The organism is Mycobacterium decipiens (assembly GCF_963853665.1).
Taxonomy (GTDB): Bacteria; Actinomycetota; Actinomycetes; order Mycobacteriales; family Mycobacteriaceae; genus Mycobacterium; species Mycobacterium decipiens.
Genome location: NZ_OY970459.1, coordinates 1,468,696 through 1,484,841, shown reverse-complemented (window position 1 = coordinate 1,484,841; position 16,146 = coordinate 1,468,696). Strand labels below are relative to the sequence as shown.

The 16,146-nt window shown below is 65.9% G+C and carries 15 protein-coding genes; 7 read left to right on the top strand and 8 right to left on the bottom strand.

The genetic code is table 11. From position 1 onward, the window contains the following. Positions 1 to 94 precede the first annotated feature (94 nt). Positions 95 to 1,573 carry a cytochrome P450 gene (locus AADZ55_RS06870; protein WP_085326630.1) on the top strand — a complete coding sequence of 493 codons (1,479 nt, stop codon included), beginning with the start codon at positions 95 to 97 and terminating at the stop codon, positions 1,571 to 1,573. Between the two features lie 23 nt (positions 1,574 to 1,596). Here AADZ55_RS06870 and AADZ55_RS06865 read toward each other — a convergent pair whose 3' ends face one another. Continuing rightward, positions 1,597 to 2,124: a homocitrate synthase gene (locus AADZ55_RS06865; protein WP_085326631.1), complete on the bottom strand. Its 528-nt coding sequence runs from the start codon at positions 2,122 to 2,124 to the stop codon at positions 1,597 to 1,599. A gap of 322 nt (positions 2,125 to 2,446) precedes the next feature. On the opposite strand from AADZ55_RS06865, the gene AADZ55_RS06860 reads away from it, so the two are divergent. Next, positions 2,447 to 2,599, top strand: a complete 153-nt coding sequence (locus AADZ55_RS06860) for a hypothetical protein (protein WP_165759439.1) — start codon at positions 2,447 to 2,449, stop codon at positions 2,597 to 2,599. Between the two features lie 499 nt (positions 2,600 to 3,098). Continuing rightward, positions 3,099 to 3,269 (top strand): hypothetical protein, encoded by a 171-nt coding sequence (locus AADZ55_RS06855; RefSeq protein WP_165759440.1) that lies wholly within the window; start codon positions 3,099 to 3,101, stop codon positions 3,267 to 3,269. A 4-nt stretch (positions 3,270 to 3,273) separates the two neighbouring features. Here AADZ55_RS06855 and AADZ55_RS06850 read toward each other — a convergent pair whose 3' ends face one another. The 3 genes from AADZ55_RS06850 to AADZ55_RS06840 all read right to left on the bottom strand — a co-directional run bounded on the left by AADZ55_RS06850 (position 3,274) and on the right by AADZ55_RS06840 (position 7,030). Beyond that, positions 3,274 to 4,245, bottom strand: coding sequence for a sensor histidine kinase (locus AADZ55_RS06850; protein WP_085326633.1), 972 nt, complete (start codon positions 4,243 to 4,245; stop codon positions 3,274 to 3,276). 126 nt (positions 4,246 to 4,371) lie between these two features. Then, positions 4,372 to 5,823 (bottom strand): FadR/GntR family transcriptional regulator, encoded by a 1,452-nt coding sequence (locus AADZ55_RS06845; RefSeq protein WP_085326634.1) that lies wholly within the window; start codon positions 5,821 to 5,823, stop codon positions 4,372 to 4,374. A 10-nt stretch (positions 5,824 to 5,833) separates the two neighbouring features. After that, entirely contained in the window at positions 5,834 to 7,030 is a 1,197-nt protein-coding gene (locus tag AADZ55_RS06840; RefSeq protein ID WP_085326653.1) for a thiolase family protein, read from the bottom strand. Between the two features lie 65 nt (positions 7,031 to 7,095). Here AADZ55_RS06840 and AADZ55_RS06835 point away from each other — a divergent pair, with 65 nt between their 5' ends. Continuing rightward, positions 7,096 to 7,440, top strand: a complete 345-nt coding sequence (locus AADZ55_RS06835) for a Zn-ribbon domain-containing OB-fold protein (protein ID WP_085326635.1) — start codon at positions 7,096 to 7,098, stop codon at positions 7,438 to 7,440. Between the two features lie 74 nt (positions 7,441 to 7,514). Here the strand turns inward: AADZ55_RS06835 and AADZ55_RS06830 are convergent, their stop codons facing one another. Together AADZ55_RS06830 and AADZ55_RS06825 are read right to left on the bottom strand one after the other, a co-directional pair. Beyond that, positions 7,515 to 9,680 carry an acyl-CoA dehydrogenase gene (locus AADZ55_RS06830; RefSeq protein WP_085326636.1) on the bottom strand — a complete coding sequence of 722 codons (2,166 nt, stop codon included), beginning with the start codon at positions 9,678 to 9,680 and terminating at the stop codon, positions 7,515 to 7,517. A gap of 92 nt (positions 9,681 to 9,772) precedes the next feature. Further along, positions 9,773 to 10,552 carry an SDR family NAD(P)-dependent oxidoreductase gene (locus AADZ55_RS06825; RefSeq protein WP_085326637.1) on the bottom strand — a complete coding sequence of 260 codons (780 nt, stop codon included), beginning with the start codon at positions 10,550 to 10,552 and terminating at the stop codon, positions 9,773 to 9,775. A gap of 91 nt (positions 10,553 to 10,643) precedes the next feature. Here AADZ55_RS06825 and AADZ55_RS06820 point away from each other — a divergent pair, with 91 nt between their 5' ends. Together AADZ55_RS06820 and AADZ55_RS06815 are read left to right on the top strand one after the other, a co-directional pair. Next, the gene (locus tag AADZ55_RS06820) at positions 10,644 to 12,176 is read left to right on the top strand and encodes an ATP-dependent DNA ligase (protein ID WP_085326638.1); all 1,533 of its coding nucleotides are present in this window, start codon (positions 10,644 to 10,646) and stop codon (positions 12,174 to 12,176) included. A gap of 38 nt (positions 12,177 to 12,214) precedes the next feature. Then, a complete protein-coding gene (locus AADZ55_RS06815) occupies positions 12,215 to 14,515 on the top strand; it encodes a carbon starvation CstA family protein (protein ID WP_085326639.1) in 2,301 nt (766 codons plus the stop codon). Here AADZ55_RS06815 and AADZ55_RS06810 read toward each other — a convergent pair. After that, complete coding sequence (locus AADZ55_RS06810) at positions 14,488 to 15,183, bottom strand: MspA family porin (protein ID WP_085326640.1); 696 nt, start codon at positions 15,181 to 15,183, stop codon at positions 14,488 to 14,490. The two genes, AADZ55_RS06815 and AADZ55_RS06810, sit on opposite strands and share 28 nt — an antisense overlap. Positions 15,184 to 15,358: 175 nt before the next feature. Between AADZ55_RS06810 and AADZ55_RS06805 the strand changes: the two genes are divergently transcribed. Next, positions 15,359 to 15,637 (top strand): hypothetical protein, encoded by a 279-nt coding sequence (locus AADZ55_RS06805; RefSeq protein WP_085326641.1) that lies wholly within the window; start codon positions 15,359 to 15,361, stop codon positions 15,635 to 15,637. Between the two features lie 23 nt (positions 15,638 to 15,660). On the opposite strand, the gene AADZ55_RS06800 is transcribed toward AADZ55_RS06805, so the two are convergent. Next, complete coding sequence (locus AADZ55_RS06800) at positions 15,661 to 16,095, bottom strand: DoxX family protein (RefSeq protein WP_085326642.1); 435 nt, start codon at positions 16,093 to 16,095, stop codon at positions 15,661 to 15,663. Positions 16,096 to 16,146 lie beyond the last annotated feature (51 nt).

The following is a 16,146-nucleotide window of genomic DNA, read 5'->3' as shown; positions in this document are numbered from 1 at the left end:
TTGCACCACGGCGTCCGAAAACGACAAACTTGACAGCCGTCAAGTTTGCCCGAAGGATAGGTGGCAGTGATGCTGCCACCTATAAGGAGCGTCAATGGCGACGATCAGTCCCCCGGCATATTTGTTCGACCAAGCCAAGCGTCGCTTCACGCCGTCGTTCAACAACTTTCCCGGCATGGGTCTTGTCGAACGCAAGCTGCTGAACACTGAATTCCCGGAGCGGAAGCTGGCCGAGCCGCCGCCGGGCAGTGGGCTGAAGCCGGTCGTTGGTGACGCAGGGCTGCCGATTCTTGGCCACATGATCGAGATGTTGCGCGGCGGACCGGACTATCTGATGTTCCTGTACAAGACCAAGGGTCCGGTCATCTTCGGGGACTCGCCGATTCTGCCGGCCGTTGCGGCGCTAGGCCCGGACGCGGCGCAGATCATCTACTCCAACCGCAACAAGGACTACTCGCAGCAGGGCTGGGTCCCGGTGATCGGACCGTTCTTTCGCCGCGGGCTGATGTTGCTCGACTTCGAAGAGCACATGTTCCATCGGCGGATCATGCAAGAGGCGTTCGTCCGGTCCCGGCTGGTCGGCTATGTGGAGCAGATGGACAAGGTCGTGTCGCAGGTGGTCGCCGACGACTGGGTGATCAACGACGCGCGCTTCCTTCTCTATCCGGCAATGAAGGAGCTCACGCTTGACATCGCCTCGATGGTGTTCATGGGCCACCAGCCCGGCACCGACCACGAGCTGGTCACCAAGGTGAACAAGGCCTTCACGATCACCACCCGTGCCGGCAACGCGGTGATCCGCGCCAGGGTGCCGCCGTTCACCTGGTGGCGAGGACTGCGGGCACGAGAACTGCTGGAGAACTACTTCGCCGCCCGGGTCAAGGAGTGCCGCGGCCAGGAAGGCAACGACCTGCTGACGGTGTTGTGCCAGACCGAAGACGAGGACGGCAACCGGTTCTCCGACGACGACATCGTCAATCACATGATCTTCTTGATGATGGCCGCCCACGACACGTCGACGTCGACGGCCACCACGATGGCCTACCAGCTGGCCGCCCACCCGCAGTGGCAGCAGCGCTGCCGCGACGAATCGGACCGCCTCGGCGACGGCCCGCTGGACATCGAATCGCTGGAGCGGCTGGAGTCGCTGGACCTGGTGATGAACGAGTCGATCCGGTTGACAACACCCGTGCAGTGGGCGATGCGGCAGACGGTGCGTGACACCGAATTGCTGGGCTACTACCTACCCAAGGGCACCAACGTCGTCGCGTATCCCGGGATGAATCATCGCCTACCGGAAATCTGGACGGACCCGCTGAACTTCGACCCGGAACGGTTCACCGAGCCGCGCAATGAGCACAAGCGGCACCGCTACGCGTTCACGCCGTTCGGCGGCGGCGCGCACAAATGCATCGGGATGGTGTTCGGCCAGTTGGAGATCAAGACGATCCTGCACCGGTTGCTGCGCCGCTACCGGCTGCAGCTTTCCCGTCCCGGCTACCAGCCCCGCTGGGACTACAGCGGCATGCCGGTCCCGATGGACGGGATGCCGATCCTGCTGTGCCCCAGATAACGCCCCGCTTCGGCTCGGCGGATTCAGGCGATCAGCCGGTTGGCGCACGCGATCACCGCGCGCAACGCCGACTGGGTGGGATCGGCCGACCAGCCCATCGCCCACTCCGCGCGAAATCCGTTAGTGCCGTATATGAAGGTGGCCGTGCGCCCGCCTGATCGCAACTGATGGAACTTCAGTGTTTCCACCATGATCCCGCGGTCGTGCAGCATCGCGGTTAGCGCGGCGATCGGCCCGCTAGCGGCGGCGGTCGACGTGCTGATGTGATCACCCGCGGCGATCATGGCCCGGAAATTGCGGGCCTGCGGGCCTAATCGCCCGACAGGCCGCTCCGCGTCGGTGCAGGCCCAGTGCCCCAGCCGCACTGGGCCGGCGGTGTGGCCGTAGGTGGCGACGAAGCTCTCCCACGACATCGCGTTGGCCCGCTCGCGCAGACCGCGTGGCAACGCGGCACCGAATTGATCTCCGAACCACGCGTTGGCGATACAGTGGCGCGCCGAGCCGGGGCGCAGTTCCAGATTCGGGGAGGGATCCCGAGCGGGAGTTGTCATTGTGCCCGTCTTCTTTGGTCAGTGGAGCGACCGACGGTAGTAGCTTCCGACCCACAGCGGGGGGTCGGTCTGGATCAGACCCCGCTGCGGGTGCTGGCTACTACGGCACGCTCAAGAAGACGCACGAGCCGTGACATTAGACGCCGTGGATCGGTAGCGCAAGTTCGTTTCGCTTTGGTCAGGACCCACCTTCGCTCATCGAGATCGGGTCCTCGCGCGCAAAGCGCAAAAGGCCTCGGCGCACTGGGCCATGGCGATAGCATCTATTGACGGTGTGGTAAGCACCGACTACGGGTGTGCCCAGCAACGAAAGGCGCAATCGATGAGCGCGACGAATAGCAAGGGAATGCGGGCGTTTCAGACAATGGTCGCGGTACTGGCCGCGGTGTTCGCGGTGCTAGCAGCGGGCTGCGCCACCCAGCACGTGCCGTCGACCCCGCCGGATTTGACAGTGGTTCCCGCGAGCGTCGGTTAGCTCTGCCACCTCGCCGGTGCGTTCCCACGACCTACACATCGGCGTCAACGGCATGGGGCTTGTCCAACGCTGCGAGTCGATGCATCGCTCGCGATCACGGCAATACCGCCAGCACACGCCGGTCATTGCAAAAACAACAACGCAAGACAAATAGGCAAGAAAGGCAGCACCGATGGTCGCGAAACGCAACACAAGGATGCGGGCAGTGCAATTGCTGGGCGCGACAATAGTCGCCGCTTTCGCACTGATAGCGGTGGGCTGCTCTACCCAAATGCCCGCGCCACCCGTCCCGGAGCAGCAGTTAAGGCGGTAGGCCTGGCCTTGGAATGCCGATCGGGTCCAAACGAGGCCGTGCGACTGCGCACCTGGACCGGGTCGCATTCGCCGTCCTCGCCGCACAAAGTGCAAAAAGCCTCGGCGCACTCAGCCATGGCGATAGCATCTATTGACGGTGTGGTAAGCACCGACTACGGGTGCCCAGCAACGAAAGGCGCAATCGATGAGCGCGACGAAAATCAAGGGAATGCGGGCGTTTCAGACAATGGTCGCGGTACTGGCCGCGGTATTCGCGCTGCTAGCAGCGGGCTGCGCCACCGAGTGGATGCCCGACCCGGGGATGCCGCCCCCGCCCCCGCCCCCGGACGGATGCGGCGTCATAACAGAATGCTGACCAGCTACCCGGTCGGACCATGCCACCGATCAAGCCGAACGTATGCCTGGATGGTCGTGCCGCTTGCCGTGGTGTGACTGCGTACCAGATCGGCCATCGCGTTGACCAGAAAGAGTCCGCGGCTGGCGTTGCCGGCAGCGCCCGGCAGCCGGCGTCCGGCCAATGGATCATCGAGGCATCCACCGTCGCGCGCCTCGCAGACCAGATGATCATCGTGCCGCCAAAAGGCCAGCCGGCAGGCGCCACCGGTGTACTGCAAGCTGTTGGTCGCCAGCTCGTTGGCGATCACCTGCAGACTCTCGATGCCATCCCGCGATAGACCAACCCAGCCGGCGTAGTCGACGGCGAACGACCGCGCGGGACGCAGGTCCGCGCTGTTGCGCACCGTATACGTGACGGCGCCCGCATTAGGGGGCAACGGCTGGTTGCACCGCGCCAGCGTGTCCTCCGGCGCGTACTCCGAGTTACGGTAGGCCGAACCGCACTTCCACAACAAGGGATGAGTGTTGCGGGCGGCCGCGAGAACATCCTCCTCCAGCCGGCTTGCGTCATAGAGGCACAACCCGCTCACGCTCTGGTTTGCCAACGCCGTGTTCACCAACGCCTCATGCTGCACGCAGGCCAGACACTCATCCGCGGTGCGCCCGGGCCAGACGAGTTCGCTGACAATCCGCACCCGTCGATCGGGGTACTTCGCGACGAAGGAGCTTTCGATAGCCAGAAACCGACTCGGGTTTCGGCCGACCTCGGTCATGTCGGCCATCCGCAATTCGGCGGTAGACCCCGCGGACGCGTCACGCAAATCCGCAAGCAGCGAAGCCAGCCTGGCGGCGGGTACCGCGACCAGCACCGGTTCGTCCATCGCCAAGCCCTCGACCACGAAGCGCACCACGAAGTCCCGATACTCCCGCTGGGAGTGATAGAACACCGCGGAATGTAGGAAGTCTCGTTGCTCGGTTGCCGTGCTCGTGGTCATCTGCCCGCTCCCGCAATTGGTCACTCCGCCGGCACCGCCACGGGACCGGCCGCGGTTAGTACCCGCATACCCCGTGCCGGCCCCCGATATGCGCACATTGCCCAACATTGATGCCGAATGCGGTGCTTACAGCCACCAGGAAGCGGCGGCGTCCAGATGGCGACGGGTGCGGAAGCGGGCCAGGCTGTCGTCGCCGGAGCCGATCGCCTCGAGGATCCGCGCGTGGGCGTGGTCGACGGCGACGACGTCGCTCCACGTCGGCAGCGCCTGCTCGGTGCTAGACAGGTGCCGGCGGAACAACTCGACGAGTATCCGGAGGAACAGGTCCAGCAGCGCATTGCCGGCCAGTCGCGCCAACCCAACGTGAAACCGAAACTCCTCCACTGCGGCCGTGCGCACATCGTCGGCAGCGTCGTCGAACCTCGGCCGACCCAGCGTGTCGAGGAAGGCCGCCACCTCGGGTTCGCTGCGGCGTTTGACAACCTTTGCGACATTGTCGATCTCGATGGCATCCCGGACGCACCGCAAATCTTCGCGGCTCGGCTTGCGGTACTGCAGGTAAAGCGCGATGGTGTCAATGCTGGCCTGCGCCTGGGGTGTGGTGACGACCAAGCCGCCGCCGGGGCCGCGGCGCATATGCGCGATCGCGTGATACTCGAGCAGCCGCACCGCTTCTCGAAGCACCGCGCGGCTCACTCGATAGCGTTCCAGCAGCGCCGTCTCCGTCCCGAAGACCGACCCGACCTGCCAGCCGCTGGCGGCGATATCGTCGCCGATGGTGGCGGCCAACACCTCAGCGAGCTTGCCGCGAGGCGCGTCGAGGATGAGCCGTTGCGCCCGGCGCGGCTCCCGTCCCCCGCTTCGGGCCGCCGCATCGTCGCGCCGGTGCTGCTGCAGCCAGGCGGTCACCGCCTCAACGTGTCGCTCGGTTAGGGTTTTGGCCCGCGCGGAATCACCCGCGGTGACCGCCGCGACAATATCCGAATGTTCGTTGTGCACTCGGTCGACCGCTTCATCGGCGGAGTCGGTCCGTGATGCGGCGACGTAGCGCCTGGTCAGCCTCATCACGACATCGATAAACAGTTGTAGCACAGGGTTTTTGGACTGCTCCGCGAGCACGACGTGGAACTCCTCGGGCGGTGGCGGCAGACCGGGGCGCCGCTGCTCCTCGGCGCGCAAAACGGCTCGCAACCTTTCGATGCCGGCTTCGTCGATATGCTCCGCGGCCAGGGAGGCCGCCAAGGGCTCGAGCACCAGACGCGCGTTGAGCAGGTCAGCGATCGTGGTGCCCAGATACTCGAGATAGATGACGACGGCGCGGGTTGCGGGCCCGGCGTCGGGCTCACAGATAAACAGCCCACCGTTGGGTCCGCGACGCATTCGGGCCACCTGATGGTGCTCAACCAGGCGAATGGCCTCGCGCAGCACCGATCGACTCACCCCAAAGCGTTGTTGCAGGGCACTCTCCGAACCCAGCGATTCTCCGACCCGCCAGCCGCGGCGGACGATGTCAGCCTCGATGCGGCGGGCAATCTTGGAAGCACGCTTGTCCGCGATCGTGTCCGGCTCGGTGCTCATTGGAGGGACCTCAACATGTAAGCAACATGCATCCCGCGACCGGGCCGCCACCCACGGAGATCACACCGACCTCCGGGCGGTCCGACACTTGCCGCTCCCCCGCTTCACCGCGCAGTTGCAGGCACCCCTCATGTAGCGCCCAATAGCCGTGCATGCGCCCGGCCGAGAGTTGGCCACCGTAGGTATTCAGTGGCAGTTCGCCGTCGCGGGCGATCCGCCCACCACCCTCGACGAACGGGCCGGCCGCGCCGTCATCGCATATTCCGAGGGCTTCCAACCATGCGATGGCAAGGAACGTGAAACCGTCGTACAACTGGGCGAGGTCGAGGTCGGCGGGCTTCAATTCGGTGCGCGACCACATCTGCGCCGCGGCGTCCGACGACGCCATCTTCGGATAGTCATCGCGGTGGAACCAGCCACCGGCACCGTCGGACCCGCCGATCGCCTCCACCGCCACTGCGCGGTGTGGACAGTCGCGCGCGTACTGGGCGCCCGAAACCACCACCGCAATCGATCCGTCAACGGGCACATCGCAATCCAGTAGCCCGAACGGCGTCGACACCAGCCGTGCGCCCAGATAGTCGGCCATCGTCATCGGTTCGCGGTATACCGCAAGGGGATTCAACGCCGCGTTGCGCCGGCCATTGAGGGCCAGCCAGCCTAACTGCTCCTTAGTGGTTCCGTACAACTCCATGTGCCGACGACAGTTCAGCGCCAGCCAGTTGGCAGCAGAATACGCATGTGCCGCAACCAGATCGGTGATGTCGTCCATCGGCCCCACCGGGGGGCGCGGTGCGTCCGGAGGCACTTCCATCATCCGCGCGAGCGGTGGGGCGGGCGCATCCTCTGGTTGCGGCGATATGGGGACCGTGCCGCCCAGCATTTGGATGGTCCGGTAGACCACTACATGCCGGGCGCGTCGCTCGGCGACCGCGCGGCACGCCGACATCACCGGACTCAGCAACCCGCCGCTGGCGAATCCGGCGCCACAGTCCGCGGCGTCGATCTGCAGCGCGCGGTTGACCTCGGCGGCGGGGGTGTCGCCCAGCGTGGCGATGCCGTCGATATCGGCGGGGACCAAGCCGGCGTCATCGATGGCGGCCCGCACCGCCTGCATGGTCAGCGCCAGCCCAGGAATGCCGGTGCGACGGCCGATTCGCGAGATGCCGAGGCCGGACAGGATCGCGCCCTTCTCGAAATACCTCACCCGCACCGTCCGTAGTCCAAACGTGCCGAAACGCACCGAACCAATAGAGTGTACTGTATTAGTTCGTGCCAGCCGAGCCGACAGCCCAGCTGCTCATCGAGCACTGTGATCATTGCGCACGCTGGGTACATCCCCCGGCCGGCGACTGCCCCGGCTGCGGGGGCCCGCTGGTGGCACGGCGGGTGTCCGGACACGGCACGGTGTTCACCTACACGGTCAACTACCACCCATACCACCCCGACGTCCCGACACCCTATGTGATCGCCATCGTCGAACTCAGTGAACAAGGCGGGCTGCGGGTGGCTGCCAATATCATTGACTGCGAACCTGATTCAGTGGCCTGTGGGATGCCGGTCGAGATCCGAGCCGAGAAGGGCAGTGGCGGCGCACCACTATTCGCACCAATCTAGTGGGCGCGAGCAGACGCAGAATCGCCCAAAATCACAGATTTTGATGCGATTCTGCGTCTGCTCGCGCAACCGCTTTAATTGATCAGAGGGTCGCGCGGCATGCCCAGGATCCGCTCGGCAATCTGGTTGCGGGTCACCTCCGAGGTGCCGCCGGCGATCGCCATGCCACGCGCGCCCATCACCAATCGGCCGACGAGGGCGCCGGGTCCGTCCCGCAGCGAGATCTCGGGCCCCAGCAGTGCCGCCGAGATGGCGGCTCCCTCGATCATGTGCTCGGCAAGCTTGAGTTTGGTGACATTGCCCTCCGGACCGGGGCCCGCTCCTTCCACGCTACGAGCGGCGCGGCGCAGGTTCAGCAACCGCAGCGCGCGGTCCTCGGCGAGATATGCGCCGACCCGGATTGGGGCACCCGCCACTGCGCCTGCCCGCTCAGCCACCAGCTTCACCAATGTCGCCGCCATTCCCTCGTAGTACGACCCGCTGCCGCCAATGCTGACCCGTTCGTTGCCCAGCGTCGCCCGAGCCACCGTCCACCCGGAGTTCGGGTCTCCGACGACGTCCTCGTCGGGGACGAACACGTCGTTGAAGAACACCTCGTTGAACTCCGAGCTGCCGGTGATCTGGCGCAGGGGCCGGACCTCGACTCCGGGGGCCTTCATATCGATGATCACCGTGGTGATGCCGGCGTGCTTGGGGGCAGCCGGGTCGGTGCGCACGGTGGCCAGGCCACGCGCGCAATGCTGCGCCATGCTGGTCCACACCTTCTGCCCGTTGATCTTGTATCCCCCGTCCACCCGGGTGGCGCGGGTTTTGACCGAGGCCGCATCAGAACCAGCCTCGGGTTCGGAGAACAGCTGGCACCAGATCTCCTCCTGACGCAGTGCCTTTTCGACGAATCTCTCAATCTGCCAAGCCGTTCCGTGCTGGATCAGGGTCAGGATCACCCACCCGGTGATCGCGTAGTCCGGGCGCTTGATGCCCGCCGCCTGGAACTCTTCCTCGATCACTAGCTGCTCCACCGCGTCGGCGGCACGACCCCACGGCTTCGGCCAGTGCGGCATCACGTAGCCGGTCTCGATCAGCTTCTCGCGCTGTGCATCCTCGTCCAGGGCGGCGATCTCGGCGGCGTCGGAACGAATGCGAGTGCGCAACTGCTCGGCCTCCGCGGGCAGGTCCAGGCTGCTTGCCCGGGTAACACCGGCCGCGGTGCGGTCGAAAACGTCTCGGGCCGGTGCGTCGCCACCGAACAATCCCGCGAGCACCAACGCGCGGCGCAAATGCAGATGCGCGTCGTGCTCCCAGGTGAAGCCAATACCGCCGTGCACCTGAATATTCAGCTCGGCATTGCGCGCATACGCCGGAAACGCCAGCGCCGCCGCAACTGCGGCGGTCAGCCGGAACTGCTCCTCATCCTCTGTTGCCGCGCGCGAGGCGTCCCAGACCGCGACAATCGCCGACTCAGCGGCAACCAACATGTTCGCGCAATGATGTTTCACCGCTTGGAAAGTGGCGATGGTGCGGCCGAACTGCTGGCGCACCTTGGCATAGGCGACCGCGGTGTCGACGCAGTCGGCCGCGCCGCCTACGGCCTCGGCGGCCAGCAACGTTCGCGCGCGGGCCAAGGCCGAGTCGCGCGCACCGGTCAGGATGTCGTCGGCCGTGACCCGCACGTTGTGCAGGAGCACACGTCCGGACCGCCGGGTCGGATCAAAGTTTTTCGGCACCTCAACCGACACGCCCTCGCGGTCGCGTTCCAGCATCAGCACGTCGTCACCGGCGGCGACCAGCAGCAGCTCGGCGAGCTCGGCGCCCAGTACGATTCCCGCCTCACCCTCGGCGACCCCGTCGGTGACCCGCACCTGCCCGTCCAGGCCGACGCCGGCCGTCACGGTTCCGTCGATCAACCCCGGCAGTAGCCGGGCTTTTTGCTCATCGGTGGCCTCATTGGCGATCACCGCAGAAGCGATCACGGTCGGCACGAACGGCCCCGGCGCGACCGCGCGGCCGAGCTCTTCGATCACCACCACGAGTTCGGGCAGCCCGTAACCAGAGCCGCCGTGTTCTTCGTCGATGTGCAGACCGAGCCAGCCCAGCTCGACCAGGTTCTGCCAGAAGGGCGGGCGGGCCTCGGCCGACGCATCGAGCAGTGACCGCGCCGCCCAGCGCGCCTTCTGCGAAGTCAAGAACGCGCGGGCCACCTCGGCGAGTTCACGATGGTCGTCGGTCAGTGCAATACCCATCAGGGCCTCCTCGCGCGCTGCCAGCCCGTACGGTCGCCGGGCCGTTCTCCATAAAGAGTATACTAATTGAGTCGGGCGCGGCCCGGGGGTGGCTACTTGGGCGCGAAGCGCTGTCCCGCGTCCAGCCGCAGGCACTGGCCGTTGAGCATCGGGTTGTCGACAATGGCCGCCACCAGCTTGGCGTACTCAACGGGCCGGCCCATCCGCTTGGGGAACGCCGCATCGCGGGTCAGCGCGGCCGCCATCTCATCGGGCACCATCGCGGTCAGCCCGGTCAGGAAGAGGCTCGGGGCGATTGCCAGCACCCGGATCCCCAGCGACCCGAGGTCGCGTGCCATCGTCAAGCACACGCCCGCGATTCCAGCCTTGGCGGCGGTGTAGGCGACCTGCCCGATCTGACCCTCGAACGCGGCGATCGACGCGGTGTTGATGATGACGCCCCGCTCGCCCGTTGTTTCGGGATCCTCGGGTTCGTTCGTGCTCATGTGCGCCGCGGCCAGCCGACTGATGTTGAACGTGGCAATGAGATTGAGATCCACCACGGATCGGAATGATTCGAGATCGTGGGGACCCGACTTGGTCATCGTCCGCTTGGCGATGCCGCCGCCGGCGGTGGTCACCGCAACGTGTAGACCACCGAGGTGCTCGACCGCGGTCCGCAACGCTTCCTCGGTGCCGGTGAAGTCGGTGACGTCGACCGGATAGAACGCGCCGCCCCCACCACTTAGGCCATCGGCGACGGCCTGGCCGTCGGAACCCTCACGATCGAGCACGGCAACCCGCGCGCCACGTTCGGCCAGCAGTTCGGCGGTGGCACGACCCATCCCCGACGCGCCGCCGATAACGACAACCTTCTTCCCGCCTATCTCCATTCGGACCTCCCGTTGGCAACCTCTACCATCTTTGCTTGCACGCTAGCGCGCCCGTCGCCAACGATGTCGGCGAGCCATGCCAAGCTGAACCGTGCTCCTTCTCGAGGTGGCGACCACGTCTGTGGACGTGGCCGCCACCTCGTCCCGGCTGGCCAAGGTCGCGCGCATCGCCGACCTGTTACGCCGCGCCGCGCCCGATACACGGCTGGTCGCGATCATCGTGTCGTGGCTCTCCGGCGAGCTGCCGCAACGCCATATCGGTGTCGGGTGGGCGGCATTGCGGTCGCTACCGCCGCCCGCGCCGCATCCGGCGCTGACCGTCGCTGGTGTCGATGCGACCTTCTCCCAGATCGGCGCCGCATCGGGCAAAGGGTCTCAGGCGCGGCGCGCCACACTCGTCGCGGAATTGTTCTCCGCCGCAACCGAAGCCGAGCAAACCTTTCTGCTGCGGCTGCTCGGCGGTGAACTGCGCCAGGGCGCACTTGGCGGGATCATGGCCGACGCGGTCGCCCAAGCCGCCGGGCTCCCGGCTGCAGCGGTCCAACGCGCCGCGATGCTGGGCGGCGATCTGCCGGCAGTGGCGGCCGCCGGTCTGTCCGGCGCGACGCTGGACACCTTCACCCTACGGGTAGGCAGGCCGGTCGGGCCGATGCTGGCACAGACCGCGACCAGCGTCACCGATGCCCTCGAACGTCACGGCGGCACAACAATTTTCGAGGCCAAACTAGACGGGGTGCGAGTGCAGATCCACCGTGCAGGCGATCGGGTCCGGATCTACACCCGCAGCCTGGACGACGTGACTGCCCGGCTGCCCGAGGTGGTGGATGCGACGCTGGCACTGCCGGTGCGAGACCTGGTGGCCGACGGTGAGGCCATCGCGCTGCGCCCGGACAATCGGCCGCAGCGATTCCAGGTCACCGCATCACGGTTCGGCCGATCGGTCGATGTTGCCGGGGCCCTTTCGGCCCAGATGGCCGAGCCTCTTTCGGTGTTCTTCTTCGACATTCTGCATCGTGACGGCACCGACTTGCTCGACGCGCCGACCACCGAGCGACTGGATGCCCTGGACGCGCTGGTGCCGGCCCAACACCGGGTGGATCGGTTGGTTACGTCCGATCCAACGGCCGCCGCCGGCTTCCTGGACGCCACGCTGGCCGCCGGCCACGAGGGGGTGATGGCCAAGTCACCGGCCGCGCCCTACCTTGCCGGTCGCCGCGGAGCGGGCTGGCTGAAGGTCAAACCGGTGCACACCCTCGACCTGGTGGTGCTCGCGGTGGAGTGGGGCTCGGGGCGCCGGCGCGGAAAACTCTCCAATATTCACCTGGGCGCGCGGGATCCGGCCAGCGGCGGATTCGTCATGGTGGGCAAAACCTTCAAAGGGATGACCGACGCCATGCTGGACTGGCAGACCATCCGGTTCAGTGAGCTTGCCGTCGGCAGCACCGACGATTATGTCGTCCGGTTGCGACCCGAGCAGGTGGTCGAGGTGGCCATCGACGGGGTGCAGGCCTCGCCGCGCTACCCGGGCGGGCTGGCGCTGCGGTTCGCCCGGGTGGTGCGCTACCGCGACGACAAAGGCCCGGCCGAAGCGGACACCATCGATGCCGTGCGCGCGCTGTACTAATCGGTCGCCAACATTCGAGCTCGCGTAGGGTTTTCGCCGTGCACGAGCGCCTACAAGAGCGCGACGGAGACGTCAGCTATATCCGCACCGACGCCGAGCTGCCACCCGTCGCGATCATCGACCAATCCCCCATCACCCGTCGGCACAAGATCTTCTTTGCGGCCATCGCGGTGGTCGGCGCCATCGCTTGGGCGATCGTCGCGTTCGCCCGCGGAGAGCCGGTCAACGCGGTCTGGATCGTCGTCGCCGCGGGCTGCACCTACATCATCGGGTTCCGGTTCTATGCGCGGCTGATCGAAATGAAGATCGTCCGCCCCCGCGACGATCACGCCACCCCGGCTGAAATCCTCGACGACGGTACCGACTACGTGCCGACCGACCGGCGGGTGGTGTTCGGCCACCACTTCGCCGCGATCGCCGGAGCCGGGCCGCTGGTCGGACCGGTCCTGGCCACCCAGATGGGTTACCTGCCCAGCAGCATCTGGATCGTCGTCGGTGCCGTGCTTGCCGGATGCGTCCAGGACTACCTGGTGTTGTGGATCTCCGCCCGGCGCCGTGGCCGCTCCCTGGGTCAGATGGTTCGCGACGAACTCGGCGCGGCCGCCGGAGTGGCCGCTCTCATCGGCATCCCGGTCATCATCACAATCCTGATCGCGGTACTGGCGCTCGTTGTCGTGCGGGCCCTGGCAAAAAGCCCATGGGGTGTGTTTTCGATCGCCATGACCATCCCCATCGCCCTCTTCATGGGCTGTTACCTGCGGTTCCTGCGCCCCGGACGGGTGTCGGAAGTCTCACTGATCGGGGTGGGGCTGCTGCTGCTCGCCGTTGTCTCCGGTGATTGGGTCGCCCATACGTCCTGGGGCGCGGCGTGGTTCAGCCTGTCTCCGGTGACACTGTGCTGGCTTCTGATCAGCTACGGCTTCGCGGCATCGGTGCTGCCGGTGTGGCTGTTGCTCGCCCCGCGCGACTACCTGTCGACGTTCATGAAGGTCGGCACCATCACGCTGCTGGCGATCGGTGTGTGCGCCGCCCACCCGATCATCGAGGCGCCCGCGATATCGACGTTCGCCGGCCGCGGCGACGGGCCGGTGTTCGCCGGCTCACTGTTTCCATTCCTGTTCATCACCATCGCGTGTGGGGCGCTGTCTGGATTCCACGCGCTCATCTCCTCGGGAACGACGCCGAAGATGCTGGAGAAGGAAGGCCAGATGCGCCTGATCGGCTACGGCGGCATGATCACCGAGTCGTTCGTCGCCGTAATCGCGCTGCTCACCGCGGCGATCCTCGACCAGCACCTGTACTTCACCCTCAACGCGCCGTCGGCGCGTACTCACGACACCGCCGCCACCGCCGCCGCCTATGTCAACGGGCTGGGCTTGACGGGCGACCCGGTGACCCCAGACCAGATCAACCAGGCCGCCGCCAGCGTGGGCGAACAGACGATCGTGTCGCGGACCGGCGGCGCGCCGACGCTGGCGTTCGGCATGTCGGAGATGCTGCAAAGAGTGTTCGGCGGTGCGGGCCTCAAGGCGTTCTGGTACCACTTCGCGATCATGTTCGAGGCGCTGTTCATCCTCACCACCGTCGACGCCGGCACCAGGGCCGCGCGCTTCATGGTCTCCGATGCGCTGGGCAACTTGGGCCCTGCGCTGCGCAGACTGCGGAATCCGAGCTGGCGTCCAGGTGTTTGGGCATGCAGCCTGGTAGTGGTCGCGGCGTGGGGCGGCATCCTGCTGCTCGGTGTGACCGACCCGCTGGGCGGCATCAACACACTTTTTCCTCTGTTCGGCATCGCCAACCAGTTGCTCGCCGGAATCGCTCTGACGGTCATCACCGTCATCGTCATCAAGAAGGGTCGCCTGAAATGGGCTTGGATACCGGGTATTCCGCTGCTGTGGGATCTGGCCGTCACCTTGACCGCGTCGTGGCAGAAGATCTTCTCCGCTGATCCCGCCGTCGGCTACTGGACTCAGCATGCTCAGTACGTGGCAGCCAAACAAGCGGGCAAGACCGTTTTCGGCTCGGCTACCAACGCCGATGAGGTCAATGACGTCATCAGGAATACTTTCGTCCAGGGCACCCTGTCAATCGTCTTTGTGATGGTCGTCGTCATCGTGGTTGTCGCCGGAGCCATGGTTGCGCTCAAGGCAATTCGTGGCAACGGCATACCGTTGACGGAGGATGACCCGGTGCCATCGAGGTTGTTCGCGCCCGCCGGCCTGATTCCAACAGCCGCAGAGCGAAAGCTGCAACGACGATGGGACGCACCGGCTTCGGCTTCCGTCGCGGCGCCCGATCAGCCAGACCACGATCAGACGGATTTGGTGACGCCGACGTAGGACAGCACCACGTCGGATTGATCGGTCACTCGGGTCAGCGTCGCATAGGAGCGGATGAACGACTGCCCCACGCACCCGTCGATCTTGACATGGAAGTCGTTGATCATGACCCAGGGATCCGCACCCCTGAACTGTTTCCTGACCACCGGCACCACGATTATCAGGCCGGGCTTGAGCCCCACGCTGACCACGCCGTTGTATTGCGCCGAAACCAGCGGAAGCAGAACCGGTGGCGCACCGGCCAGTGGTATCTCGGCGCCGATGGTGGGGCTGACCCCGGCGCTATTCGCCGTAATGATGCCGTTGGATGTGCTCATGTCGATTCCGCAGCCGATTTCGTAACCCACCTCGAGGACACCTCGCGGCGTTTCCGGTCCGGCCAGCGAGCCGACGAATGTTCCGCTTGAGAGGTATTCGCGCGAGGACACCGCGGTGGTCAACGGCGGCACAGGAACTTGCCTCTCGTCCTTCGCGCCGAGGGCCAGGATCCAGCCGTCCGGGGTGTTCACCCGCGCCGGTGCGCCGGGGGGCAATAGCCCGTCGCCCGGTGGCGCCGCACCGGGAGGGGGGTCAGCGTCGGGTTCAGCATTTGCCGAGGGCGCCGTCACCGATATGACGAGGCACCAGGCGAGAACCGCAGCACGACGAACGACCGCGGAAATCCGCATCACAGCCCAAACGGTATGCGTTGCCGCACTCGGCTCACGGCTTTCGCCGGTCGCCCCGTTTGAAGTTGTTGTGCGTTCGTAGCTGGTTTGCGACAAGTGCGAGGCAGGGTGTGCCGACCGAGTAGGCTTGAGGTCTGGCAATGACTTCGGGGCAGACGGCTGAACAGGGCGACCAATGAAACGACACAGGTTCGCTGCGGGACTCATTGCCGGTTTGCTGGGCGTGCTGGCCCTGGTGGGTGGCACCGGCGTTGCCCGCGCTGACCCATTAGACCCAGATACCGCACCGCCGATAATCGATGATTTCATTGCGCTCATTCCGGCACTGACGCTGGATCCGCGCGACAGAAACCGCCCACCGACCGACCCGGCTCATGTCGGAATGTATTGCCTCAATCAGTTTGTGCGCTGCCAGATCCACGGGTTCGAACGAACCTATGACACCGGGCCCTGACGTCTCGCCGCGGCCTAGCGGCCTTATTGGCCTGCAGCGCTAGCCCTGCGCCGGGCGTCGATCGAGTAGGTCCCCCCGCCCGCGAAGACCAATAGGAAAAACCCGAAGCAGAAGAGTATCGCCGGGGTTCCGCCGTTGCCACCCGGTGGAGGACCGATCGGCCACAGCGCGTGCGGTTGATGCATCCAGAAGTAGGCGACGGCCATTTCGCCCGAGGCAACGAACGCCGCGGCGCGAGTGTACAACCCCGTTGCGATCAGCAGACCCGTCACCAACTCGATCACCCCGGCATACCAGCCTGGCCAGGATGCGAACTCGACGGGACGCTGCGCGGGCACTGGCCAGCCGAAGAGGAGCATCGAGCCATATCCGGCAAAGAGCAGTCCGTAGACCAATCGGAACAGGCTGAGCACAGCGGGCGCATGCCGGGCCAGGCGGCGGTTGAGATCCTTCATCACAACACAACGCTAAGGCCGACAGCCGCCCGTTCGGCCTGATTTCCTCGCCGC